This is a genomic window from Nannocystis sp. (assembly GCF_016714285.1).
Lineage (GTDB): Bacteria > Myxococcota_A > Polyangia > Nannocystales > Nannocystaceae > Nannocystis.
In genome coordinates this window covers 347975-373493 of record NZ_JADJNN010000038.1, presented here as the reverse complement: position 1 = coordinate 373493, position 25519 = coordinate 347975, and the positions used below count along the sequence as shown (strand labels likewise).

Sequence of the window (25519 nt, the reverse complement as noted above, 5' to 3'; positions counted from 1 at the left end):
CGGACCTGTGACGAAGATTGCCCACAATCGTCGCGCTCGTAATCGCCCGTGTGTGGTATGGCCGCGAACCCATCGAGGCCACCGATTCATGCACTCGTCCCACTCTTCGCACACATTTCGCTGCCTTGCGCTCACGTTGACCCTCGCGGCCTGCAACAACGACGGCACCGCCACCGATGACAGCAGCTCCGGCGCGAGCACGAGCTCGGCCAGCACCAGCGGCGCCACCGAGGTCGCGCCGACCACCGAGCCCACCAGCGCCGGGACGGGCACGGTCGGCAGCACCGGCGCTGTCGACAGCACCGGCGTTGTCGACAGCACCGGCGTTGTCGACAGCACCGGCGCCGTCGACAGCACAGGCGCCATCGACAGCACCGGCGCCGGCGACAGCTCGGGCGGCACGGACAGCACCGGCGACACCGGTGTCGTCGAGGAATTCGTCAAGGTTCAGCTGATCGCGCTCAACGACTTCCACGGCAACCTCGAGCCACCCGCGGGCAGCAGCGGCAAGATCACCCTGCCCGACACCACCAAGGTCGACGCCGGCGGCGCGGCGTTCCTGGCCACGCACGTCGCGGCGCTGCGGGCCGACAACCCGAACACCGTCGTCGTCTCGGCGGGCGACCTCATCGGCGCCTCGCCGCTGACCTCCGCGCTGTTCCACGACGAGCCGACGATCGAGCTGATGAACCAGATCGGCCTCGCCTACAACGCGGTCGGCAACCACGAATTCGACGAGGGCGCGAGCGAGCTGCTGCGCATGCAGAACGGCGGCTGCCACCCGCAGGACGGCTGCGGCGACCAGACCCCGTTCCCCGGCGCCGACTTCCAGTTCCTCGCGGCCAACGTGCTCGTCTCCGAGAAGCCGGTCAAGACCTTGTTCCCGAGCTACGCGATCCACGAGGTCGACGGCGTGCAGATCGCCTTCATCGGCATGACCCTCGAGGGCACCCCGGACATCGTCACCCCGAGCGGGATCGCCGGGCTCACCTTCATCGACGAGGCCGAGCGGGCCAACGCGCTGGTCCCCGAGCTGACCGCGATGGGCGTCGAGGCGATCGTCGTGCTGATCCACGAGGGCGGGTACCAGGCCGGGTACTACGACCAGTGCGACGGGATCTCCGGGGCGATCGTCGACATCGTCAACAACCTCGCCGACGAGATCGACGTCGTGATCAGCGGGCACACCCATCAGGCCTACAATTGCCTGATCGCCGACAAGTTCGTCACCAGCGCGGCCTCCTTCGGGCGCGTGCTCACCGACATCGACCTCGAGATCAGCACGAGCACCGGCGACGTGAGCTCGGTGACGGCGACCAACGTGGTCGTCACCCGCGAGGCCGCCGACCCCGAGGTCGACGCCTTCGTGGCCGAGTACAAGACCCTGGCGGCGCCGCTCGCCAACAAGGAGATCGGCTCGATCACCGCGACCCTCGATCGCTACCCGCCGATGATGGTCCCCGGGCTGTCGACGATGGGGGCCGTCATCGCCGACGCCCAGCTCGCCGCCACCGCGCCCGCGATGCTCGGCGGGGCCCAGATCGCGTTCATGAACCCCGGCGGCGTGCGGGCCGACCTGCTCTACCCCGCCGCCCCCGGCGAGCCCAAGGACGGCATCGTCACCTACGGCGAGGGCTTCACCGTCCAGCCCTTCGGCAACAGCCTGGTGGTCATGACCCTCACCGGCGCGCAGATCGACACCTTGCTCGAGCAACAGTTCGTGATGGGCAAGGACCCCTACATCCTGCAGGTCTCCGAGGGCTTCACCTTCGCCTACAGCCTGAGCGCGCCGATCGGCTCGAAGGTCGACCCCGCCAGCACCAAGCTCAACGGCGTCAAGATCGACCTGGCCAAGAAGTACCGCGTGACCGTCAACAGCTTCCTCGCCGCCGGCGGCGACGGCTTCGCCGTGCTGGTGGACGGCAGCGATCGACTCGGCGGGGCCAACGACATGGACGCGCTCGAGGACTACTTCGCCGCCAACTCGCCGATCTCCCCCCCGGCGCTCGACCGCATCACCAAGCTGCCCTGAGCCGCCCGCGCGACGCGGCCGGCGTTCCGTCGCCCGCGATCGTGTGCGATCCTCGCGGCCTCTCGCCAAGGAGCGCCGCGTGTTCGTCCCCCTCACGATCCTCGACTTCCTCCACCGCGCCGAGCGGGTCTACGGCGCGCGCGTGGGGGTCATTGACGAGCCGCAGCAGCCGGCGCCGTCGCTCGGCGCGCTGACCTACGCCCGCGTCGGCGAGCTCGCGCGGGCCCAGGCGGCCGGGCTCGACGCGCTGGGGATCGGCTTCGGCGAGCGCGTGGCGATCGTCTCGCAGAACGCGGCGCGGCTGCTGGTCTCGTTCTTCGGCGTCGCCGGCCACGGACGCACGCTGGTGCCGATCAACTTTCGCCTGAGCCCGCACGAGATCGACTACATCGTCGGCCACGCCGGCGCCTCGCTGCTGCTCGTCGACCCCGAGCTCGACGCGGCGCTCGCCGACGTCAAGTGCGCCCGCCGCCTGGTCCTCGGGGCCGAGACCGACGCGCTCCTCTACCGCGACCAGGCGCCGCTCGCATGGACTCCCGACGAGGGCGCCACCGCGACGATTAACTACACCAGCGGCACCACGGCGCGGCCCAAGGGCGTGCAGCTGACCCACCGCAACCTGTGGCTCAATGCCACCACCTTCGCGCTGCACGCCGGCGTCAACGACCGCGACGTCTATCTCCACACCCTGCCGATGTTCCACTGCAACGGCTGGGGCATGCCCTTCGCGCTCGCGGGCCTCGGCGCCGCCCAGCACGTCCTGCGCAAGATCGACGGCGCGGAGATCCTGCGCCGCGTCGAGCGTCACGGGATCACGCTGATGTGCGCCGCGCCGGCCGTGTGCAACGCGGTGCTCGCCGCCGCCGCGAGCTGGCCCGGACCGCCGCCGGGGCGCGGGCGGGTGCGGGTGATCTGCGCCGGCGCGCCGCCGCCGACCCGGACGATCGAGCGCATCGAGGCCGAGCTCGGCTGGGAGTTCATGCAGATCTACGGCCTCACCGAGACCTCGCCGCTGCTGACGATCAACCGCCGCCGGGCCGAGTGGGACCCGCTCGACCCCCGCGAGCGGGCCGAGAAGCTGGGCCGAGCGGGCGCGCCGGCCCTCGGCGTCGAGCTCCGCGTCGACGAGCACGGCGAGGTGCTGGCGCGCAGCAACGTCGTGCTCGCCGGCTACTGGCGCGAGCCCGAGGCCAGCGCCGCGGCGCTCGCCGACGACTGGTTCCACACCGGCGACGGCGGCTACCTCGACGACGAGGGCTACCTCGTGATCTCCGACCGCAAGAAGGACGTGATCATCAGCGGCGGCGAGAACATCTCGTCGATCGAGGTCGAGGACGTGCTGTGTTCGCACCCCGCGGTCGCCGAGGTCGCCGTCATCGGCGTCCCCGACGATCGCTGGGGCGAGACCGTCAAGGCGCTGGTCGTGCTGGCGCCGGGCCAGCAGGCCAGCGAGGCCGAGCTCATCGCCCACTGCCGCGAGCGGCTCGCCCACTACAAGTGCCCGACCTCGGTCGAGCTGCGCGACGAGCTCGCCCGCACCGCCACCGGCAAGCTGCAGAAGTTCAAGCTGCGCGCGCCGTACTGGCAGGGGCGCGCCAAAGCGGTGAATTGAGTGCTGTGAACTGAGTGCGGCCAATTGAGCGCGCTCAGCCGGCGAAGCTGGCGGGCACCCGCAGGGTGAAGGTCGAGCCGCGGCCGACCTCGCTGACCACGCTGACCTCGCCGCCCAGCATGCGGCCGAATTGGCGGGTGACGGTGAGGCCGACGCCGGCGCCCTCGTAGGCGCGGTTGGCCGCGTCGTCGACCTGCGTGAACGCGTTGAAGATCGCCTCGAGGTGGCTGGCCGGGATGCCGATGCCAGTGTCCGAGACGGTGAAGAGCAGGTATGCGCGGCCGTCCTGGACGATGCGCTCGACCGCCACCGTGACGCGCCCGCCGCGGGTGAACTTGCAGGCGTTCTCGACCAGGCTGTGCAGGCAATAGTGGAGCATCGCGCGGTCGGTGTAGGCGGAGCCGATGTCGGGCGGGCAGCTGACCTCGATGAGGTTGCCGCGGCCGACGGCCAGGCCGTTGCACTCCGCGGCCACCTCGCGTACCAGCCCCGCGAGGTCGACGCGGGCCGTCTCGAGCGCCGCGGCGCCGGTCGACAGCTTCGACAGCTCGAGGATACCGCTCAGCGTGCGCAGCAGGTGGTAGGCGGCGCGGCGGATGCGGACGAGGTCGCCGCCCAAGGTCTCGTGGTGGCCGAGCGCGAGGCTCTCCTGCATCAGCTCGGCGTAGCCGATCACCGCGTTGAGCGGCGTGCGCAGCTCGTGGCTCATGTTGAGGAGGAAGCGGCCCTTGACCCGCTCCGCCGCGACCGCCTCGCTGCGCGCGCGCTGGAGGTCCTCGACCAGCCGGGCGTTCTCCACCGACACCGCCAGCTGGGCGGCGAGCTGCTTCACCAGCTCGAGGCGGGCCGCCGTGAACACGCCCTCCGACAACGAGTGTTCGAGGTAGAGCACGCCGGTGCAGCGGCCGTGATGGACCACCGGGGTGCACAGCAGCGAGCGCACGCCGTGACCGGCGATGTACGGGTCGCCCCGGAACTCGCCGTCGCGGGCGGCGTGGGCGAGCAGGACGTCCTGCTGGCTGCGCGCGACGTAGCGGACGACCGACAGCGGGATGCGGCCGTGGGCGTCGATCGAGGTGGCGAGGCCGACGCGGATGTCCGGCGGGTCGGCGTCACCCTCGGCCTCGACGCGCCACTCGTCGCCGACCGCGAGGACGACGACGCCGCGGCGAGCCCCGGCGTTCTCCATCGCGATCTCGAGCAAGCTCCGCAGCAGGCGCTCGAGGCGGATCTCGCCGGAGAGCGCCCGCGCGGCGCGGATCAGGCTGCTCAGGTCGAAGGCGCTGGCGAGCTCGACCTCGCTGGCGGCCCGCCGCGGGCGCAAGCCGTGCTCAGGCGCAAGCTGCTGCGCCTTGAGCTCCGCGCCCCAGCGCGCGTAGGCGTGGCTGCCTGCCTGTAAGTACATGTCTGAAAGGACATCATCGCCGACGGCCGCCGCGTGGCGCCCGGCGAGCTCGCAGGCCAGCGCCTCGGAGCCGAGCTCGCCGTGGCGACGGGCCACCCGCACCGCCTCCTTGTACGCGGCCGCGGCCGCGTCGTCGCGGCCCTCGCTGCGCGCCTGCTCGGCGCAGAGGATCGCGTGGCGAGCGGCGAAGTTGGCGGGGCAGTCCGCGGCCCAGGCGGTGAAGCGGCGGGCCGCGTCGGCGAGCTCCGCGAGCGCGCCGCGGCGTTCGTCGTCGCTGAGCCCGGGGGCAGCCAGGCGCGCCGCGGCGACCAGGCCGTGGAGGAAGAAGGCGTCGACGGCGACCGGTGAGGCGAGCGCCTGCAGGCGCTCGCGGGCGCGGGGCGGCAGCGGACGGACGGCGGCGTGGCAGCCGAACAGGACCAGCAGGTGGGTGCGATAGATGTGCAGGTAGAGCTCGGTGAGCGCGGTCTGCTGCTCGATGCCGACGTCGAAGACCTCGGCGATCCAGGCGTCGGCGCCCGCGGGCGTGGGCGCCGGCAGTTCGCCGACGAGCACGCGGCACCAGCGGTCGGCGCTGCGGATCACGTCGCCGCCGTAGACGTCGAGCACGCGGCCCGACTCGCGCTGCAGCATGTCGATGTCGTCGCGCACGTCGCCGACGCTGGCGCCGCGGGCGATCTGCACGAGGATCATGCTGGTCGCGTTGTAGCAGGCGGTCATCAGGTCGCCGGTGCGCAGGCCGAGGCGGTAGCCGTGGACCAGCAGCTCGTGGGCCTCGGCGAAGGGGCGGACCCAGCCGACGATGAGGGCGCCGACCAGCTGGTGGATCTTGGCGGTGAGGGAGTCGTCGCCGACGCGAGCGTTGAGGCGCAGCGCGAGCTGGCCGAGCGCGTCGGCGCGGACGACCTGCTGGCGCGCGGCGGCGAGATACATGCCGAGGCCGGCGAAGCCGTAGCCGGTGGCCCGGGTGGCGCCGTGGCGCAGCGACAGGCCGACGATCGCCATGAAGATCGTGAACGCGAGGCGACCATCGACGAACATCGCGGCCGGGCCCATCGCCATCAAGATCCGCATCGCCGCCGCGGGCAGCGGCTCGCGTGCGACCGGCAGCTCGATCAGCGCCGCGAGCTCGTGCGCCTCCAACTCGGGCCCGAGCGCGGCGAAGCGGGCCGCGACCGCGGCGGCGTCCGGGTGCGCGGGGAGCATGACCCCGAGGCGGGCCAGGCCGGCGAGGCCGCACGCGAGCGCGTCGTGCTGGTGCCCGTGGAAGATGTCGAGTCCGACCTTGAGCTCACACAGCCCCGCGCGATCGAGCTCGTCGAGCGCGCGGGCCAACAGCGGGTCGTACAGCGCTCGCCCGGCCTCGACCTCACCGAGCAGGTAGAGCGCCTCCATCTCGGCCCGCGCGAGCGCGAAGGCCAGGCCAGGCGCGTCGGCCCACAGGTCCGGGCCCAGCGCAGCGGCGCCGGCCCGCGCGTAGCTGGCGGCCGAGGCGACCGCCGTGGCCGCGAGGGCACGCTGGGCCGCCGCCAGGTTGCGGGCCGCGAGCTCGCGGCGCTCGCCCGGGTCGACGACCAGCGCGGCGCCGAGGTTCAGGTGGTGGACGACCTCGAAGTCGCCGACGTCGCTGCCCGCGAGGGCGCGGCCAATCGCGAGGTGTAGCGCCTGGGCGCGGGCCGGCGACAGCTCGGCGCTCGCGGCCTGCTGCACCCGCTCGTGCAAGAACTGATAGCCGCCCGCGACTGCCAGCACCAGGCCGCGCGCCGTGGCCTCGTGCACCGTCGCGGCGACCTCGGCCGGCGTCTGTTGCAGCAGCGACGCGAGCAGGGGCAGCTCGCAGCGCAGACCGACGCAGGCCGCGGTGCTCACCGCCTCGCGGGCCGCGGGCGACAGCTCGCGCAGGCGCTCGGTGACCAGCACGCCGAGGTCGTCGGGCAGCCGCGCCTGCGCGACCTGCTGCGGCCGCCACTCCCACACGCCGAGCTCACCGTTGAAGCGCAGCGCCCGTTGCTCGTGCAAGGACTGGGCGAGCAGGCGCAGCAGGAAGGGGTTGCCCGCGCTGCTGGCGTGGGCCAGGTCGACCAGCGCGCCGAGGTCCTGCGGGCACGGGCGCAGCGCCTCGGCGAGCCAGGCCGCGACCTCGTCGCGCCGCAGCGGCCGCAGCTCCACCAGCACCGCCGCGAGGTCCCGGCCCGCGAGCGTCGTCAGGGTCGCGGCGAGCGGACTGCCGGGCTCGGGCGTGTGACCGCGGAGGCTGGCGACGATCATCAGGTGGCGCGTGTCACCCGCGCCGAGGATCTCGCCCAGCAGCTGCAGCGTGGCCTGGTCACACCATTGCACGTCCTCGAGCACGACGAGCAAGGGCTGCTGCGGGCGCGCGAGGCCCCGCAGCAGCTGGCGAAACACCCGGCGGAAGCGATTGGCCCGCTCGACCGGCGGCAACGCCGGCACCTGCGGCTGCGGGCCGAGCACCAGCGCGAGCTCGGGGAGGACATCAAAGAGCAGACCAGCCTCGCCCGCGAGCGCCGCGAGCAGACGTTCGCGCCAGGCCTGGAGCGGCTGCCCGGACCCGGCGAGCACCTGCCGGGCCAGCGCCTGCACCCCCTGCGCGAGCGCGGCGTAAGGGGCCGCCTGGTCGAGCCGCAGGCAGGCCCCCGGCGCGAGCTGACCCCCGCGCGCGGCCACCTGCGCCTGCAGCTCGCGCAGCAGCGCCGACTTGCCGATGCCGGTCGGACCCGTGAGCAGCACCAGGCGGGCCGGACCCGCGGCGCAGCCCTCATAGACCGCGAGCAGCCCGGTCAGCAGCTCGCCGCGACCGAGCAAGAGGTCGGGCAGCTGCAGGCGCTCGGACCTGTCCTCGGAGCCAGGTTCAAAGTCCGCCGCGACCCCGGGCAGCAGCTCGTCGCGGCAGCGCAGCAGGTCGGCGCGAATGCCATGCGTGCTCTGATAGCGGGCCTCCGGGGTCTTGGCGAGCAGCTTGAGCACGATCCGCGAGAGCCCGCGCGGCACCGCCGGTCGCACCGCGTCGGGCGCCGGTGGCAAGCGGACAATATGCGCGTGGATCAACCGCAGCGGGTCGCTCTCGTCGAAGGGCGGACGCCCGGTGAGCATGTGATAGATCAACGCGCCGAGTGCGTAGTAATCACTGCGGTGATCGCTGGTGCGGCCAGTGCGGCCGGTCATCTCCGGCGATTGATAGGCGGCCGCGCCCGCCGGCAGGGCCACCGGCGCGGCCTCATCGGCGATCACCGCCGCCGCGAAGCCGACCAGCGCCGCGCTGCCGCGGGCGAGATCGACGAGCACGTGCGCCGGCCGGAGATCCCGGTGCAGCACGCCGGCCGCGTGCACGCGGGCCAGCGCGCTGGTGATCGCAAGCGCCAGCTCGACCGCCAGCTCGACCGGCAAGGCCTGCCCGCCGAGCAGCTGCTCGAGCGCGACGCCCCCGGGGTCGTCCAGCACGAGCGCGAGCGCGGCCCCGTCGCGCTCGAGCCCGAGCGCTCGCGGAGCCGCCAGCGGCTCACCCCGAAGCTCGGCCTCGGCCGCGAGGTGCTGCAACACCGCGAGCTCCCGCTGCAGACGCTCCATTGCCGCCAGCCAGACCAGCACGGGCCTGCCGTCGCCCTGCCGCACGCAACGCAGCAGCAAGGCATCTCCCTCGTCGTGGAGGACCTCCGGGAGGTCGAACCCCGCGAACCGTATCGCGCCGCCTTCGGACAAACCCTCCTCACCCTATCACGACCACGGCGGCGTCGATGCCTGATATCGTCCGTGATCATGCGTGTCGATCTGCCCAGCGGAATTCACCTCAACGTCCACAGCGCCGGCGCCGGCGAACACACGGCCCTGCTCATCCACGGCTGGGCCGTGAGCGGCGACATCTGGTCGCCCGTCCTCAACGCCTGGCCCGCCGACGGCCCGCGCCTGCTCGCACCGGACCTGCGCGGCACCGGCTGGAGCAGCAAGCCGCAGAGCGGCTACACCCTCGACGCCTACGCCGAGGACATCGTCGGCCTCATCGACGCCCTGGGACTCCGGGACCTCGTCCTGGTCGGCCACTCGATGGGGGGCACGATCGCCATGAAGGTCGCGCTCGCGCGACCTCAACAACTGCGCCGCCTGGTCCTGATCTCGCCGGTGCCGGCCGCCGGTGTCCCCTTCAAGGACGAGGACATCGCGTTCTTCCGCAGCCTCGGCGGCAGCCAGGCGGGCGCAGAACAGACCCTCGGCATGATGATGGCGAGCCGACCCTCGCAAGCGGCCTTCGAGCGCGGCGTGCTCGGCATGGCGAGCGTCGTATCCGAGGCCTTCTTCGGCGGCTTCGATGCCTGGCGCACCGCCAACTTCGCCGACCAGGTCGGCAAGATCACCGCCCCGACCCTCGTCCTGGGCGGCGAGCGCGAGCAGCCGCTGAACCCCGAGGTCCTGCAGGCCGCCGTGGTCGCGCCGATCCCCGGCGCCCGCTTCGAGCTGCTGCCCGGCGTCTCGCACTATCCGCAGCTCGAGTGCACCGAGCACCTCACGGCGCGCCTGCGAGCCCTCATCGACGGCGCATAGTCGCAGCTCGCCGCGATCGAGGGGCCGAAGCATCGAGGCCGCGATCCCCCGGGTTCGCGGCCTTTGTCGCGCCTATGGGCATGTAGGCCACAGGCCCAGGTGCAATGGCACATGAACCGGGGTGGGCCCCGGGCGCCTAAATCTGACACTGGCCGTCAATGCAGACAATGAAGGAATCATGCGAGCGCCAGACCGGCCCCAAACGCCCCCATACGGCCTCCTACACGCTCATGGCGAGAATCTCTCGTTGACACGTGATCCGCGGCGGGGGTATCGTACGCATATGTTGAGCTCGCAGCGCCGGTGGAGGCGCTGCGGATATCGCTGGATCTGTGGCACAGGAGTAGAATGATGTCGAACACCAAGGTTCTCGCCGGAGTCGTATTCGCCTTGACGCTTTCCCTCGTGCCGGACACGGCCTCGGCCGCGGCACCCACGGTCTTCAAGTCGCTCGATCCGGCGCTGGGGCAGCTGCCCGAGTCGATCACCACCGATCACAACGGCAACATCTACCTCTCCATGGGAACGACGGTCGGCAAGATCACCCCTGCGGGCGTGTTCAGCACCTTCGCCAACATCCCGATCCCCGCCGGCAGCTTCGTCACCGGGCTCAAGTTCGGCGACGACGGCGACCTCTACGCCGGCTCCGCCGGCTTCGCGCCCGACCCGTCGGCGGCCTTCGTGTGGCGCATCTCGCCGGATGGCAGCGACGTCGACCAGTACGCCGCGCTCGACCCGACCGGCTTCCCCAACGACCTCGCCTTCGATGACGACGGCAACCTCTACGTCACCGACCCCTTCCTCGGCCTCATCTGGAAGATCGACGAATGTAGCCAGGAGGCCGAGGTGTGGCTCGCCGACCCGCTGCTCGAGGCGAACTTCGCCAACCCCTACCTCGTGATCGCCCCGTTCGGCGTCGACGGCATCGCCTTCGACAAGAACCACAAGAACCTCTACGTCGGCAACCTCGACTACGGCCGCATCGTCAAGATCAAGGTCAAGCACGGCGAGCCCGACGACGTCAGTGTGTTCTACGAGAACATCGGCGTGGCCGGCGGGGTCGACGGCATCGCCTTCGACGACAAGGAGAACCTGTTCCTCGCGGTGCACGGCCAGGACCGCATCGTCTCGCTCGACAAGAAGGCCAAGGCGACCACCATCCACACCGGCTCGCCGCTGCAGCAGCCCTCGAGCCTGGTGTTCGGGGCGACCAACGCGAGCAAGAAGACGCTCTACATCTCGAACTTCTCGATCCTCGCCGTGTTCGGCGTCAAGCCCGGCCCGCCGACGCCCGGCCTGCTCAAGCTGAGCGTGCAGAACCAGGGCCTCGAGCTGCCCTGATCAGCGCTGATCAGCGCTGACCCCCCGGCGGACCCCGGGGCGCGCGAGGTCCTGTCCTCTGGACAGGACCTCCGCGCGTTTGTGCGGCGGCGAATCTATACAATCGCGCCCCAGAAACTCCTGCGCCCGGCGCCCGGAGCACATGCACTAGCTGCGCAATCGTCGGGGCGTTTCGACCTGTCGCATCGCGACCAACGGGCGTACATCCGGACCATGCCAGAACTCGTGATTCCCAGCCACTGTGTCTTCGAATACGCCGCCAAGGTTGCCTGCGGCATCATCGCCAAGGAGCCGGTCCCGCCGCCGATCCCGCCGTGCGTCCCCGGATACTACACCACCGCTGTCAACATTCATAACCCGTCCCTGAAGGAGACGGCGCTGTGGGTCAAGTTCGCCCACGCACCGCAGGCCACCGATTACGCCAACCCCAGCATCGGCGGCGGCATCAGCCCGTGGTTCAAGTATGTGCTCAAGCCCGACCAGGCGATGGAGCTGGACGCCGACTTCCTGCTGTTCGCCGCGAAGAGCGGCAACATCACCCTCGCCAGCTTCGCCAAGGGCTTCGTGATCATCCAGGCGCAGCTGCGCCTCGACGTGGTCTCCGTCTACAGCGCCGGCCCGATGGAGACCGTCGTCGGCAGCAAGATCGCCAACATGGGCTACGTCGCCACGATGCACACCGAGCGGGTGCCCGAGCACAAGATCGGCTCGTAGCAGCGCCTCGCGGCGCTCACGCCACTCACGGCAACATGCCATGGTCTCCCCTGACCAGCGCTGACCCCCCGGCGAACCCCGGGCGCGCGAGGTCCTGTCCCTTGGGACAGGACCTCCGCGCGTTTGTGCGGCGGCGAATCTATACAATCGCGCCCCAGAAACTCCTGCGCCCGGCGCCGGAGCACATGCACTAGCTGCGCAATCGTCGGGGCGTTTCGACCTGTCGCATCGCGACCAACGGGCGTACACCCTGAGTTATGCCAGATCTCGTGATTCCCCAGAACTGTGTCTTCGAATACGCCGCCAAGGTGGCCTGCGGCAGCATCGCCAAGGAGCCGGTCCCGCCGCCGATCCCGCCGTGCGTCCCCGGATACTACACCACCGCTGTCAACATTCATAACCCGTCCCTGAAGGAGACGGTTTTGTGGGTCAAGTACGCCCACGCACCGCAGGCCACCGATTACGCCAACCCCAGCATCGGCGGCGGCATCAGCCCGTGGTTCAAGTATGTGCTCAAGCCCGACCAAGCGATGGAGCTCGACGCCGACTTCCTGCTGTTCGCCGCGAAACACGGCAACATCACGCTCGCCAGCTTCGCCAAGGGCTTCGTGGTCATCCAGGCGCAGGTGCGCCTCGACGTGGTGTCCGTCTACAGCGCCGGCCCGATGGAGAGCGTCGTCGGCAGCCGCGTCGCCAACATGGGCTTCGTCGCCACGATGCACACCGAGCGGGTCCCCGAGCACAAGATCGGCTCGTAGCAGCCTCAGGTCTCGTCGACCACGCGGTCCTGCGGCAGCAGATAGATCTCCACATTGCCGCGGCCGTCCGGGCGGACCAGGTCGGCCCGCACATCGGCCTCGCGCAGGTGGGCCCGCAGACGCCGCATGTTGCGGTCCCAGTTCTGGCGCATCACGTTGCGGTCGCTCTCGTCGCCCCAGATCTCGCGGGCGACCGCCTCCCAGCTGACCAGCTTGCCGATCGTCACCAGCTCGCTGACGATGCGGGCCAGCAGACCCGAGAGCACCGCCGACGGGCGCCCGGGCGTGTGGATATAGACGGTATCGTAACGGGCGACGATCGTCAGCGGCGGGTCGTTCTGGCCGATGCTGCGGGTGGACAGCGCGCCGTCGCCGAGCGGGCGGGCCGTCACCCGCAGGCGGTGCTCGCCGATCCGCCATTCGGTGCCGGCCTCGACCTCGACCGGCGGAGCATCGCCGACGCGCAGCGTAAAGCCCTCGCCGTTGCCCCACAGGTAGGCCTCCGCGCCGTGCACGTGCTCGGGCAGGACCTTCAGGCCGTGGTCCCCGCGCATCAGCGAGTACACCGATTCCGACAATGTGCAGACCTCGCGGTCGTCGCAGCCGAGCACCAGCACGTGCGCCGGCAGCTCGACCGCCTCCACCTCGAGCACCACCGTCTGGGCCAGGAAGATGCGCTGCCCCGGGCGCAGCGCGATCGCCGAGCAGCGCTCGCCGTCGAGGATGATCCACCGCCGCAGCGACAGCATGTGCAGCTGGTGGCCGCGCAGCGAGATCAACGCGTGCGCCTCCGAGACCTCGGGGTTGGCGATCCGCAGCTCGGCGCTCGCGGCCCGGCCGATGAGGCCGCCGGGCGAGACCTGCGCGGTCTGACCGTCCCCGAGGCGGAAGCGGACGAACGGGATGTGGCTGCCCGCCGTCATCACTGCCCGCTCCACGGCGGCCCGTTGACGCCCCCCGGCGGCCGAGCCGTCCACTTGAAGCAGGTCGGACACTCGCTCTGCTGGGCGGCGTCCGCCGCGGGCGCGAGCTCCTCGGATCCACCACGCGCCTGCTGCGGGACCTGGGCCAGCGGATCACAGGCTGCCGTCAGGCACAGCGCGGTCAACAGGAGCTTCACGGTGTTGTGGTTCATGGCAATTCCTCCGGGTCTGCAAGCAAGGGGACAGCATCGACGAAGGCGACGACGCGATCGCGGTGAGCGATCGCCTCGGCGCCGAGCGGTTTGAAGAAGGCGTCGGCCGCCGAGCGCAAGGCCGGCGCTCGCGGGTCGCCGCGGCGGGCCAGCAGCACCGCGAGCCCGAGCTTCGCCTCGGCCGCGTCGCGACAGTCGCAGGGCTGCGCCTCCCACAGCCCGATCGCCCGCGTCAGCGCGGCCTCGGCCTCGGCCTCGCGGCGGCCTCGCAGCGCCAGCAGACCCAGCGTCCGGTGCGCGTAGGCGGTGTCCTGCGCCGCGTCCTCGCCGAGCGTCGCGAAGTGCCGCAGCGCCGCGTCCAGGTGCGCCCGCGCGGCCGGGGCGTCGCCGAGGTACGCCAGCGCCTCGCCGAGGTGAACCCCGGCCCGCGCGGCCGAGGTGGCGTCGTCGGCCGCGGCGAACAGCCCGAGCTCATGAATCGCATAGGCGCGGGCCTCATGCACCGCGCCGCCGACGAGCGCAGCCTCGAAGCCGACGCTGGCGAGCAGCGGGTCGTCGCTGCCCCCGAGCGCCATCGCGGCCTCGACCTCGCCCGTCGCCGCCGCGATCCGCAGCCGCGTCACGGCGTCGATCGCCAGCCCGGTGTGGATCTTCCGCAACCCAGCTCGATGACTGGGCGCGTCCCGCTCCAGCCCCGGCAGCGCCGCCGCGAAGTCGCGAGCCGCCGCCGCCGCGTGCCAGCGCGACAGCGAGAACTCGCCCCGCCGCAGCAGCGCCCCCGAGAGCATCGGATGGCCGGCCCAGGTCGCCGCCCGAAACGCCGCCACGGCCTCGTCCCACGCCCGCATCGCCTCGTCCTCGCCGACCTGCTCCTGCAGCGCGACCGCCCGGTTGAGCGTCAATTTGGCCCGCGTCAACGCGTGCAAGCCAGGCTCGGCCAGCCCCCCGGCGAAGCTGCGAGCCGCCGCCGCTGCGTCGCCAGCGTTGTACTCGACCAACCCCCGCATCAGCGCCGGATGCACCTGCTGCGGGTCGTCGCCCCGCGGGCTCCGCCACGGGGTCCAGTCGTGCTCGTCGAGGAAGCGGGCGAGGTCGTGACCACGAGCATCGCCGCGCAGGCGAGCCTGGGCCGCGCGCGCCCGCCGGTACCAACCCGCGAGCGTCGTCGCCGGCGCCGCAGGCGGCAGCGCGCCGACCTCGACGAGGAAGCCCCACGCGTCCGCAGCCACGCGATCGTGGCGCTGCGACTCCGCCAGATCGATCGCCCGCAGCAAGGTCTCGCGCGCCCGCGCCGGGTCGCCGCGATAGTGCTCGAGCCGCGCCCGCTGATACAGCACTTCCGCCAGCAGCGGCGCGTACCCCAGCGCCTCGGCCCGCCGCTGCAACGGCTCCAACGCGGCGATCGCCTCGCTGTACGCGCCCGCGACCTCGAGCCCCGCGATCCCAGCCAGAGCCCGCCGCTCGGCCTGCACCGCCGCCGCGTCCGCCAGCGCCGGCAAACTCACCCCGCCGAGCGCCACGGCGTCGTCGCAGTCGTCGCGCCCTGGCACCTGCGCCAACAAATACAGCGCCTCGCCAGCGTCCCGCGCCGCCACAGCCTGCTCACCGACCGCGCCCAGCTGCGCCGCCCGCTGATCGAGGCAGGCCTCGCGAGCCCGGCGCAGGTCGGGCGCGAGCCGTCCGCTCTGGCCCGCCTCGCAGTTGTCGCGCACGCGCGCCAGCCAGTGCATCTGCACCGTGCTGACCCGCGCCAGCTGCTCACGCACCGCCACGTCGGCGAAGCGCGAGCCGATCTCGCCGGCCCGCGTCTGCCACTGCCCGTCCGCCGCGAGCCCGACCGCCGCGCAGCGGTCCTCGCTCCGGGTCGCCGCCGTCATCGCCCCGGCCGCCCCGAGCAGCAGCCCCGCGGTCAGCGTCCAGTGGCGCCGCCGCTGCACCGGCCCGACCAGCGCCGCCAGCAACTCCTGCATCGTCGCGAAGCGCTCCTCGGGCGCCCGCGCCAGCCCCCGCCGCAGCACCGCGGCCACCCGCGCCGGCACCGGGGTCCCGCGCGGCGGCTCGGCCGGCGGGTCGTGCAGCACGGCATGACGCAGCCCCGCCACATCGACGCCGGTGAACGGCCGCTGCTGATACAGCGCCTCGTACAGCGCGACACAGAAGCTGAACTGATCGCTGCGCGCGTCCGCCGGCCGCAGCAGGTGCCGCTCCGGCGCCATGTAAGCCAGCGTACCGACCGGCCCGCGCTCATCAGCCTGGGTCGGCGTCGCCGATCCACTCCCGCTCGCCGCCGCCGCCTGCGAGCGCGTGGCCCCGGCCGCGTCGCTGAGCTCCCCGGAGATCGTCGCCATCGTGCCAGCGGCCACCCGCGCGAGCCCGAAGTCCGCGACCTTCACCACCCCGTCGGCGCCGACGAGCACGTTGTCGGGCTTGAAGTCGTGGTGGATCACCCCGGCCGCGTGCGCCGCGGCCAGCCCCTGCCCCGCCTGCACGAACGCCGCGAGGACCTCCTGCCAGCCGCGCACCTGCTCCTTGAGCCATGTCCGAAGGGTCAGCCCCTCGACGAACTCCATCGCCACGAACACCCCGCGCTCGCAGCTGCCGACGTCGAACACCGTCACCACGTGCGCGTGCGTCAGCTTGGCCATCGCCTTGGCCTCGCGCGCCAGCGAGGCCGGCAGCGGCCGCCCGCGGGTCGAGTCGCGCAGCACCTTCACCGCCACCTTGCGGTCGAGCTCCGGGTCGTAGGCCGCGTACACGTTGCCCATCGCCCCGTGCCCGACGTGGTTCAGGATCACGTAGCGCCCGGCCCGGAACGGCTCCCCCGGCGCGACGGCCCCCACCGGCGGCCCCGCGGGGGCATAGCCGAAGGTCTGCTGCTGCTCATCGAGATACATGCGCCCGAAGTCCGCCGCCGCCGGACCCGAGTCAGCGCCCTTTCGCGCCAACATATCTCCCGAAACTTCCATATCTAAACACGACGCTAACACAAAAGCTGGCGCAGCTACATCCGACGCCGATCGGACCAGGCAGGAATACGGCCCCCCTCCGGATATCTGTCCAGCCCTCCAACCCCGCTCCGGGATGTCTACCCCGAGCCCCACCCGCGAGCCTCCAACCCCCGCCGGACCTCGCGCGATCGCGTATACCTCGCCGCCATGGCCACCGTCGTCGTCCCCGACCGCCTGACCAGCCACGTCGCCGCCGGCCACCCCTGGCTGTACGTCAACGCGGTCCCGGCGATCCCGGGCGCCCGCACCGGCGAGTTCGTCACCCTCCTGGGCCAGGGCCGCCGGCCGATCGGCCAGGCCCTGTTCGACGCCGACTCACCGATCGCCCTCCGCGTCCTCAGCACCCGCAAGGACGAGACCCCCGGCCCGGCCCTGTGGCACCGCCGCGTCGACCAGGCCCTGTCCCTCCGCCGCAGCGTCCTCGACCTCCGCCACACCGACTGCTTCCGCCTCCTCCACGGCGAGGGCGACCGCCTCCCCGGCGTCGTCGTCGACCACTACGCCGGCTTCCTCGTCCTCAAGCTCGACACCCCCGCCTGGCTGCCCCACCTCGAGCAGCTCTGCGACGCCCTCGAACACCACGTCCGACCCCGCGGCATCTTCTTCAAGGGCATCAGCGGCGAACCCGAGCCCGCCCGCAACCTCCGCGGCGACGCCCCCCCCGAGCACATCCTCGTCCGCGAACACGGCATGCGCCTCGCGGTCGACGTCCGCCGCGGCCAAAAAACCGGCCTCTTCCTCGACCAGCGCGAGAACCGGGCCCTGGTCCGCCAGGTCGCCCGCGACCGCCGCGTCCTCAACCTGTTCTCCTACACCGGCGGCTTCTCCCTCGCCGCCGCCCTCGGCGGCGCCACCCAGGTCACCAGCGTCGACCTCGCCCGCGGCGCCGTCGACGGCGCCCGCCACAACTTCAGCGCCAACGACCTCGACCCCACCGCCCACAGCTTCGTCACCGCGGACGCCTTCGAGCACCTCGCCGCCTGCGCCGCCGCCCGCGAGCTGTTCGACCTCGTGATCGTCGACCCGCCCTCCTTCGCCCCGCGCAAGCAGGCCCTGCGCGCCGCCGAGGCCGCCTACACCAAGCTCAACGCCGCCGCGATCCGCCAGGTCCGCCCCGGCGGCCTGGTCGCCTGCGCCTCGTGCTCGAGCCACGTGCCCATGGACCTCTTCCTGCAGATCCTCCGCGAGTCCGCCCGCACAGCCCGCCGCGCCCTCCGGGTCCTCGAGATCCGCCAGGAACCCGCCGACCACCCGACCCCGCTGCACTTCCCCGAGGGCCGCTATCTCAAGTTCGTGCTCGCGCTCGCCGAATAAACCCGCGCACCCACAAGCCAGCATCACCCGTCCCGCACCCGATCCCCGCATCGCCACGCCCGCGCACCCACGAGCCCGCGTCACCCGTCCCGCACCCGATCCCCGCATCGCCACGCCCGCGCACCCCTCCCCGCCCGCAAACCGTCAGCCGCACCGCGAAACGCGATAGACCTGCGCCCGCATGTCGGTGACCCGCCTGGCGATCTTCCTCAGCGTCGTCCTCAGCGTCACCGCGGGGATCCATTACTACCTGTGGGCCCGCCTGGTCCGCGACGTCGCCTGGCCTGCGCCGTGGCACACCTGGCTCAGCGTCGCCGTCATCGCCCTCGCCGTGCTCATGCCCCTTGGCCTCATGCTCACCCGCCTGCTCCCGCACCGCGTCACGAGCCCGATCATGTGGGTGCTGTTTAGCTGGATGGGCCTGATGTTCTTCCTGTTCGTGCTGCTGATCCCCGCCGACCTCATGCGCGGCGTGGCCTCGCTGATCGACCACATCGGCGGCGCACCCCCGGACCCCGCGCGCCGCCTCCTCATCGCCCGCCTGTTCGCCGGCGCGGTCGGCCTCGGCGGCCTCGGCATGGCCACCTGGGGCTTCTACAGCGCGATGCGCCCGGTCGCCGTCAAGCCGGTGCAGATCGCCATCACCGACCTCCCCGCCAACTTCCACGGCTTTCGCATCGTCCAGCTCAGCGACATCCACGTCGGCCCCACCATCGGCCGCGCCTTCATCGACCAGCTGGTCGCCCGCACCAACGCGCTGCAGCCCGACCTCATCGCCATCACCGGCGACCTCGTCGACGGCAGCGTCGCCAAGCTCGGCCACTTCGTCACCCCGCTCGCCAAGCTCCGCGCCCGCCACGGCGTCTTCTTCGTCACCGGCAACCACGAATACTTCTCCGGCGCCGACGCGTGGATCGCCCACCTCCGCAGCCTCGGCGTCACCGTCCTGCGCAACGAGCGAGTCACCCTCGAGCAGGACGGCCACCACATCGACCTCGCCGGCATCGACGACCCCACCGGCCGCAGCTTCGCCGCCGGGCACGGCAGCGACCTCCCGCGCGCCCTCGCCGGCCGCGACCCCAAGCGCCCGCTCATCCTCCTCGCCCACCAGCCCAGAGGCGCCGACGCAGCCGCCGACCACGGCGTCGACCTCCAACTCTCCGGCCACACCCACGGCGGCCAGATCTTCCCCTTCAACCTCCTCGTCGGCCTCCAACAACCATACGTCGCCGGCCTCCACCGCCTGCGCGACATGAGCATCTACGTCAGCACCGGCACCGGCTACTGGGGCCCACCCATGCGCCTCGGCGTGCCCGCCGAGATCACCGACATCACGCTCCACCCCGCGTGATGCCTCCTCGGCTCACCCGGCCGCTCCATCGCCCCGATACCCCCCGAGCCTTGCCCGGGCCCGCGATGCTGTCAATATAAACGCATGATATATTATGCGTTGTGTACGGCGATTGGCATATCGCCGCGGCGAGTGGGCGCCATAAAACTCACGGTTCACGGCGGCGGCGCTCGAGGTATGGTGGCGGGAGCCATGGACACGCCTCGACTGCACGGAACGCCGCTCTCCCACTTCACGCGCAAGGTCCGCATCGTCCTCGCCGAGCTCGGGGTCGCGTATGAGTTCGTGCGCGGGCCCGGCGTGCTCGCCACGACGACGGCCGTGTACGGCGGCAACCCGCTGATGCGCGTGCCGACCCTGGTCCACGGGGCGCACATGTTGATCGAGTCCGACCATATCGCGCGGTACCTGGTCCGCCAGTACGACCCGGCGGATTGTTTGGGCGTCTGCAGCGAGCGCGTCCTGGCCCTGAACCGCCTCGCGGTCGTCAACGGCGTCATGAGCAACGAGGTCGTGCTGCTGCTGGCGCGGCGGGGCGGGCTCGCGGACCTGGACGGCGTGGCCTACTTCCGCAAGTTGCGGGCCGCGATCGACCAGGGGCTGGCCTGGCTCGAGGCCCACACCGATCCGGAGGCGGACGGGCTTGACTACGGCGATATCGTCACGATCTGCCTGTGGCAGCACCTCGAGCACTACGCGCTCGTGACCGGCCTGGACGCCTACCCGCGGGTCGCGGCGCGGGTGGCCCGCTGGGCGGACCGACCCGCGATCGCGGCCACGACCCCCGCGGCGGCGCTCGCCGAGGCCGAGGCCGCGGGCTGGCGGCCCGCCTGAGCGGAGCCGGGCCGCCCTTGTGGACAAAGCGTCGGCGCGGTAGCCTGCCGGGTTGGAGGTGTATGACAGATCCCGAGCCCCAACGCGGCGCCTACTGGGCCCAGCAATCGCCGATCGACATCAACGATTCAATCTATACGAAGGGCCTACGCCCGCTGCGCTTCGATTACGCGGACGAGGTCCACGGCGTCTTCGGCGACCCCGGTCACGACCCGGGCCACAGCTTCGATCTCCTGCCGGGCTCGGTCGCTCACCTCGAATTCGCCGACCAGCGCTGCCCGCTGCTGAGGATCCACCTGCACGCGCCAAGTGAGCATCAGATCGACGGCAGCAGCTACCCGATGGAGCTCCACCTCGTCCACAAGATCTCCCGGCCGGTGTGGGGCTCGACCGCGGTGGTGGTCGCCGTGTTCGTGCAGGAGCACGCGAGCGCGAGCGCGCCGATCTTGCAGCACTTCATGAAGCATCGCGACAGCGGGCCGGGCTCGCCGGTCGCGCTCGACCCGAACCTGTGCATCCCGGAGGACCGCGGCTTCTTCCGTTATGAGGGCTCCCTGACCACGCCGGCCTTCGCCGAGCAGGTCAGCTGGGTCGTCCTGCGCACCCCGCTGTCCGCGCTGCGCCCGGAGCTCGAGGCGCTCAGGAAGCGCGCCGGGCACCCCGCGCGCCCGACCCAGCCGTTGCAGCGGCGCTTCGTCCTGCGCAGCTTCGCCGATCACCCGCACCGGCGAGCGACGGGCGAATGATCGCAGCGCGGCTGCGCCGCGCTGCCGAGCTGCGGTGTCGGAACGTGCTGGCTTCTCACACGTGATATCTGCCCTACTGCTCCACGCAATACAGCCGGAGTTCGGACCCACAGGGTCCATGCTCGAAGAATGACCACGCGGCGTCAGTATTCACGCTCAGCCCAGTCCCGCTACCACGAGCCCATTGACCAGAACGTAGCGCCCGCGCGAGTGCCGGAAGCGGTCTGCGACGGACATGCTCGGTGTGCTCAACCACGCTTTGAAGGTCAGAAAATGCTGAAGTCCGGCCTTGGCGGCGAGGCTCTGACAGCGTTGATCGGCTCCATAGAGTCCGCCCAGCGCGAAGCCCTGGTACACCTCGCTGGTAATGAAGACAGTGGAATCCCTCTCGCACTCCTGGCAGCCATCGCCAGGCATCGCGTTCCCGTCATCGCAAGTCTCGTCACCCTCGACCACTCCATCGCCGCACACGCCTGTCGAGGTGCTTGCGTCTCCGATGGTAGTGCTCGTCGAGTCGGTCGTGACGGGGCTCGATGCGCCAGTGGTCGGAATGTCCGGCGCATCGATGCCGGTGCTCGACGACGAGGTGCTCGCCGTCTCGGGTGCCGGCTCCGCGGTCCCGACGTCGCCGCCCTGCTGACAGGCGATGGTCAGCAGGAGCCAGCCGAGCGAGATGAAGAGGGAGCGGGGGTATGGCATCAGAGACCTCGAGAAGGTCAGCGCCCAGAGCACAGCCCGCGTCTTCGTCACGCGACCGACTGTCCGCTCGCTGCCAGCCCCACGTCAAGCAAGCCGACGGACTCCCTGAAGGACGGTGTTTCTTCGCCACCGTGATCCACGACTGGCAACTCCGATCGGCGTGTGGGCAGGCCCAACCACCGCCCGCCTGACTTGTGTCCACGCACTCCGGCGGCCCTTGCCTGCCCGCCGCGGCCTCGGCATCCTCGCGCGGCATGAAGCCCAAGGCCAGCAGCGAGCACGAGGAGCACATCGGCAAGGCGGGTGGAAAGATCACCCTGCGGGCCGACGACTACCCCCAGTGGTACCAGGACGTCATCCGCGAGGCCGAGATGGCCGAGCCGGCCAAGGTGGTCAAGGGCTGCATGGTCATCAAGCCGCACGGCTACGCCGTGTGGGAGAAGATCCAGCGCGAGCTCGACGGTCGCTTCAAGGCTACCGGCCACAAGAACGCCTACTTCCCGCTGCTCATCCCCCAGAGCTTCATCACCAAGGAGGCCGAGCACGTCGAGGGCTTCGCCCCCGAGCTCGCCGTCGTCACCCACGCCGGCGGCGAGGCGCTCGACGAGCCCTACGTCATCCGCCCGACCAGCGAGACCGTCATCGGCTACTTCTTCTCGCACTGGGTCGACAGCTACCGCGACCTCCCGCTGTTGATTAATCAGTGGGCCAACGTGATGCGCTGGGAGAAGCGCACCCGCATGTTCCTGCGCACCACCGAGTTCCTGTGGCAGGAGGGGCACACCGCCCACGCCAGCCACGAGGAGGCGCAGGAGGAGGTCCGGCGCATGCTCGGCGTCTACGGCGACTTCGCCGAGGAGGTCATGGCGATGCCGGTGATCCGCGGCGTGAAGACGGACAGCGAGAAGTTCGCCGGCGCCCTCCAGAGCACCTGCATCGAGGCGATGATGCAGGACGGCAAGGCCCTGCAGGCCGGCACCAGCCACGACCTCGGGCAGAACTTCGGCCGCGCCTTCAACGTCATGTTCCAGACCCAGTCCGGCGCCCGCGACTACGTGTGGCAGACCTCGTGGGGCGTGAGCACGCGCCTGATCGGCGGCCTCATCATGACCCACTCGGACGACGCCGGCCTGGTCCTGCCCCCGCGCCTCGCACCGATCCACATCGTCATCGTCCCGATCTTCCGCGGCGACGACGAGCGCAGCCGCGTGCTCGCCGCCTGCGCCAAGCTGCGCGACCAGCTGGTCGACATCGACATCGCCCCGCCCCGCGCCCGCTACCGCGACTTCCTCGAGGTCGTCGTCGACGACCGCGACATGAAGCCCGGCGCCAAGTTCTACGACTGGGAGCGCAAGGGCGTGCCCGTCCGCGTCGAGCTCGGCCCCAAGGACCTCGAGAAGGACCAAGTCTGCGTCAAGATGCGGGTCGACAGCGAGGCCGGGAAGGGCAAGGAATTCATCCCCACCGCCCAGTTCCTCGCCACCGTCCGCGAGCGCCTGACCAAGTTCCAGGACGCCCTCCTCGCCGCCGCCCGCCAGCGCACGCTCGCCCGCAGCGTCGAGCTCAACACCTGGGACGAGTTCCTCCGCACCTTCGCCGGCGAGCAGAGCAGCTTCGCCTGGTGTCACTGGGACGGCACCCGCGAGACCGAGGCGAAGATCAAGGAGCAGACCCGGGCCACGATCCGCTGCATCCCGCTCCCCGGTCAGGGCCCCGCGCCCGAGCCCGGCGCGTGCATCCTCACCGGCAAGCCGAGCCCCCAGCGCGTCCTCATCGCCAAGGCCTACTGAGGCGGGGCCACCTCGCGTTCACCCGATCCCGACCTCACGCAGCGCGTACACCAGCACGCCCGCGTCCTGCGGGCGCTCGTGGGGTGACCGCGCCATCGCCCGGTCGATCAACGCGGTCACCCGCGCGAGCCCGGGCACCCGCCGCGCCAGCGGCACCGGCGGCCCGGCCATCAGCGCGTGTCGCCGCGTCACTGCTGCTTCGTGCGCGTAGGGCGGCTCCCCGGCCAACACACGATAGGCCACCGCCGCGATCGCATACACGTCGACGCGCGCGTCGATGCGACCACCCGTGACCTGCTCCGGCGCCATGAAGGCCACGTCCCGCGCGAGCTCCCCGCGCCGCAGCTCGGGCCACGGCCGATCGTCGTACAGCCCGCCGAGCTCGCGCGCGCAGCCCCAGTCGAGCACCACCCCGAAGGCCCCGACCCTCACCAACTCCGGTCGCAGCTCGGCGTGCACCAGCCCCAGCGCGTGCGCCCGCGCGACCGCCTCCGCCAGCGACAGCACCCGCGACAGCAGGGCCTCCCGCTGGCCCAGCACCACGGCCCGCCGCGCCAGGGTCTCGAGTGTCTCGTCGGCGTCGATCATGCCCACATTGTCCCTCGCCCCGCGCCACCTGTCACGCGCCAACCCGGTCGATCCTTGCGTTTGCGACAGCACCTGTCCCTTGCGACAGCCCGCCACGCGCCCAGCCGTATCCATGTACACTCGCCCCGTGACCCGCACCGCCGCACCACTGCTCCTGCTGGCCCTCGCCTGCGCGCCCCAGGCCGCCAGCGAGACCGCCACCAGCGAGTCCAGCGCCGCGACCACCCAGGGCCTCGCCACCAGCGCGACAGACCCCAGCAGCGAAGCCGCCACCAGCACCCCCACGACCACCGCCACCGGGGAAACCACCGCCACGACCACCGCCACCAGCGAGACCACCGGCGCGCCCTGCCAGGACCCCGAGACCTGCCCGCCCATCTGCGACACCCGGCTACAAAACTGTCCCAAGGGACAGAAGTGCACCGGCATCAAGCCCGGCCTCGATACCCCCTATATCGGCACCGCCTGCGTCCCCGACAACGCCGGCGCCGGCGCCCCGCCAGGCGCGCTGTGCTTCACCGGCGCGGACGGCCAGGACACCTGCGACCCCGCCAGTATGTGCGTACAATTCGGCACCGGCGAGGGCGCCTGCCTCCCATTCTGCGCCGGCCCGGCGAATGCACCGACCTGCGCCGACCCGGCCCTGGTCTGCGCCAACATCGACCACCTGTGGCCGATCGCCCTCTGCGTCCCGCCCTGCGACCCCCTCGCCTACGACTGCCCCGACGCGGGCGCCGGCGTCAGCGTGATGGCCTGCGCCCCGGCCAGCGTCGGCTTCGGCTGCGTCCTGCGCGGCAACCTCGACGCCGCCGCCCCGGGCGAGCCCTGCGACGACCACCGTGACTGCAGCGGTCCGGCCCTGTGCGCACCGACCGAGCGCGTGTTCGGCTGCGACCACCCGAACGGCTGCTGCGCGGCCTACTGCGATCTCGGCGACCCCGCCAGCTGCCCACCCGGCCCCGGCGACCAGCTCTGCGTCCCCTACTACGCCGCCCCACGCGACGCCCCGCCCGGCCTCGCCGACCTCGGTTTGTGCACACTCCCGTGAACCTGCCCCGCCCGCCGCCCGGGCAGGGTATCGTGCCCCGGTGGAAGCGATCCTCCTCTGCGGCATCCAGGCCACCGGCAAGAGCAGCTTTTGCAAGCAGCGCCTGTTTGGCACCCACGTCCGCATCAACCTCGACATGCTGGGCACGCGCCACCGCGAGGCCCTGCTCCTGCGCGCCTGCCTCGAGGCCGGGCAGCCCTTCGTCGTCGACAACACCAGCCCGACGCGGCGCGACCGTCAGCCCTACATCGTCGCGGCCCGCAGCGCCGGCTTTCGCGTCATCGGCTATTACTTCGAGTCGAAGATCGCCGACGCCATCGTCCGCAACGAGGCGCGCGAGGCCAACGAGCAGGTCCCGCAGCGCGGCCTCCACGGCACCTACGCCCGCCTCGAAGTGCCACGCCTCGACGAGGGCTTCGACGAGCTCCACTACGTCAGGCTGGTCGCCGGGGGCTTCGAGGTGCAGCCCTGGCGCGACGACGGCTGATCTGGCGCTCGTCGACCGTGGGGGGCGCCCCCCCCCGGGGGGGGGGCGGGGGGCGCCGGCCCCCGGGCGGCCTCCCTAACGACCCTCTTGACGCCGCCATTCA

At 71.6% G+C, this 25519-nt stretch carries 19 protein-coding genes; 13 read left to right on the top strand and 6 right to left on the bottom strand.

The features are described from left to right. The first annotated feature begins 136 nt into the window (after positions 1–136). Together IPJ59_RS35120 and IPJ59_RS35115 are read left to right on the top strand one after the other, a co-directional pair. The gene (locus IPJ59_RS35120; protein WP_293275588.1) at positions 137–2032 is read left to right on the top strand and encodes a bifunctional metallophosphatase/5'-nucleotidase; all 1896 of its coding nucleotides are present in this window, start codon (positions 137–139) and stop codon (positions 2030–2032) included. Between the two features lie 79 nt (positions 2033–2111). After that, the gene (locus tag IPJ59_RS35115; protein ID WP_293247051.1) at positions 2112–3644 is read left to right on the top strand and encodes an AMP-binding protein; all 1533 of its coding nucleotides are present in this window, start codon (positions 2112–2114) and stop codon (positions 3642–3644) included. 34 nt (positions 3645–3678) lie between these two features. Here the strand turns inward: IPJ59_RS35115 and IPJ59_RS35110 are convergent, their stop codons facing one another. Next, positions 3679–8766, bottom strand: a complete 5088-nt coding sequence (locus IPJ59_RS35110) for a sensor histidine kinase (RefSeq protein WP_293275587.1) — start codon at positions 8764–8766, stop codon at positions 3679–3681. 57 nt (positions 8767–8823) lie between these two features. Here IPJ59_RS35110 and IPJ59_RS35105 point away from each other — a divergent pair, with 57 nt between their 5' ends. The 4 genes from IPJ59_RS35105 (at position 8824) to IPJ59_RS35090 (ending at position 12416) form a co-directional block, all read left to right on the top strand. Beyond that, complete coding sequence (locus IPJ59_RS35105; protein ID WP_293247045.1) at positions 8824–9603, top strand: alpha/beta fold hydrolase; 780 nt, start codon at positions 8824–8826, stop codon at positions 9601–9603. A 390-nt stretch (positions 9604–9993) separates the two neighbouring features. Next, entirely contained in the window at positions 9994–10944 is a 951-nt protein-coding gene (locus tag IPJ59_RS35100) for an SMP-30/gluconolactonase/LRE family protein (protein WP_293247042.1), read from the top strand. Between the two features lie 213 nt (positions 10945–11157). Further along, positions 11158–11658 (top strand): hypothetical protein, encoded by a 501-nt coding sequence (locus IPJ59_RS35095; protein WP_293247039.1) that lies wholly within the window; start codon positions 11158–11160, stop codon positions 11656–11658. A 269-nt stretch (positions 11659–11927) separates the two neighbouring features. Further along, positions 11928–12416 (top strand): hypothetical protein, encoded by a 489-nt coding sequence (locus tag IPJ59_RS35090; protein WP_293247036.1) that lies wholly within the window; start codon positions 11928–11930, stop codon positions 12414–12416. A gap of 5 nt (positions 12417–12421) precedes the next feature. On the opposite strand, the gene IPJ59_RS35085 is transcribed toward IPJ59_RS35090, so the two are convergent. The 3 genes from IPJ59_RS35085 to IPJ59_RS35075 are packed head-to-tail and all read right to left on the bottom strand — an operon-like array spanning position 12422 to position 16499. After that, entirely contained in the window at positions 12422–13339 is a 918-nt protein-coding gene (locus tag IPJ59_RS35085; protein WP_293247033.1) for an FHA domain-containing protein, read from the bottom strand. After that, a complete protein-coding gene (locus IPJ59_RS35080; RefSeq protein WP_293247030.1) occupies positions 13339–13551 on the bottom strand; it encodes a hypothetical protein in 213 nt (70 codons plus the stop codon). Before IPJ59_RS35080 ends, IPJ59_RS35085 begins: the two co-directional genes overlap by 1 nt. Continuing rightward, on the bottom strand, positions 13548–16499 hold the full coding sequence (locus tag IPJ59_RS35075) for a serine/threonine-protein kinase (protein WP_293275586.1): 2952 nt from the start codon (positions 16497–16499) through the stop codon (positions 13548–13550). Before IPJ59_RS35075 ends, IPJ59_RS35080 begins: the two co-directional genes overlap by 4 nt. A 207-nt stretch (positions 16500–16706) precedes the next feature. Here IPJ59_RS35075 and IPJ59_RS35070 point away from each other — a divergent pair, with 207 nt between their 5' ends. The 4 genes from IPJ59_RS35070 (at position 16707) to IPJ59_RS35055 (ending at position 20804) form a co-directional block, all read left to right on the top strand. Then, a complete protein-coding gene (locus IPJ59_RS35070; RefSeq protein ID WP_293275585.1) occupies positions 16707–17873 on the top strand; it encodes a class I SAM-dependent rRNA methyltransferase in 1167 nt (388 codons plus the stop codon). A 181-nt stretch (positions 17874–18054) separates the two neighbouring features. Beyond that, positions 18055–19224 carry a metallophosphoesterase gene (locus tag IPJ59_RS35065; RefSeq protein ID WP_293275584.1) on the top strand — a complete coding sequence of 390 codons (1170 nt, stop codon included), beginning with the start codon at positions 18055–18057 and terminating at the stop codon, positions 19222–19224. Positions 19225–19416: 192 nt separating this feature from the next. Beyond that, a complete protein-coding gene (locus IPJ59_RS35060) occupies positions 19417–20058 on the top strand; it encodes a glutathione S-transferase family protein (RefSeq protein ID WP_293275583.1) in 642 nt (213 codons plus the stop codon). A gap of 62 nt (positions 20059–20120) precedes the next feature. Beyond that, positions 20121–20804, top strand: a complete 684-nt coding sequence (locus tag IPJ59_RS35055) for a carbonic anhydrase family protein (RefSeq protein WP_293247012.1) — start codon at positions 20121–20123, stop codon at positions 20802–20804. Positions 20805–20960: 156 nt separating this feature from the next. On the opposite strand, the gene IPJ59_RS35050 is transcribed toward IPJ59_RS35055, so the two are convergent. Next, positions 20961–21554, bottom strand: coding sequence for a DUF4215 domain-containing protein (locus IPJ59_RS35050; RefSeq protein ID WP_293275582.1), 594 nt, complete (start codon positions 21552–21554; stop codon positions 20961–20963). Positions 21555–21757: 203 nt separating this feature from the next. Here IPJ59_RS35050 and proS point away from each other — a divergent pair, with 203 nt between their 5' ends. Then, positions 21758–23293: a proline--tRNA ligase gene (gene proS, locus IPJ59_RS35045; RefSeq protein WP_293275581.1), complete on the top strand. Its 1536-nt coding sequence runs from the start codon at positions 21758–21760 to the stop codon at positions 23291–23293. A gap of 18 nt (positions 23294–23311) precedes the next feature. Here proS and IPJ59_RS35040 read toward each other — a convergent pair whose 3' ends face one another. Next, a complete protein-coding gene (locus IPJ59_RS35040) occupies positions 23312–23881 on the bottom strand; it encodes a protein kinase domain-containing protein (protein WP_293247000.1) in 570 nt (189 codons plus the stop codon). A gap of 127 nt (positions 23882–24008) precedes the next feature. Between IPJ59_RS35040 and IPJ59_RS35035 the strand changes: the two genes are divergently transcribed. Both IPJ59_RS35035 and IPJ59_RS35030 read left to right on the top strand, forming a co-directional pair. Next, positions 24009–24929, top strand: coding sequence for a hypothetical protein (locus tag IPJ59_RS35035; protein WP_293275580.1), 921 nt, complete (start codon positions 24009–24011; stop codon positions 24927–24929). A gap of 40 nt (positions 24930–24969) precedes the next feature. Further along, positions 24970–25416 (top strand): AAA family ATPase, encoded by a 447-nt coding sequence (locus IPJ59_RS35030; protein WP_293246994.1) that lies wholly within the window; start codon positions 24970–24972, stop codon positions 25414–25416. The last annotated feature ends 103 nt before the right edge of the window (positions 25417–25519 follow it).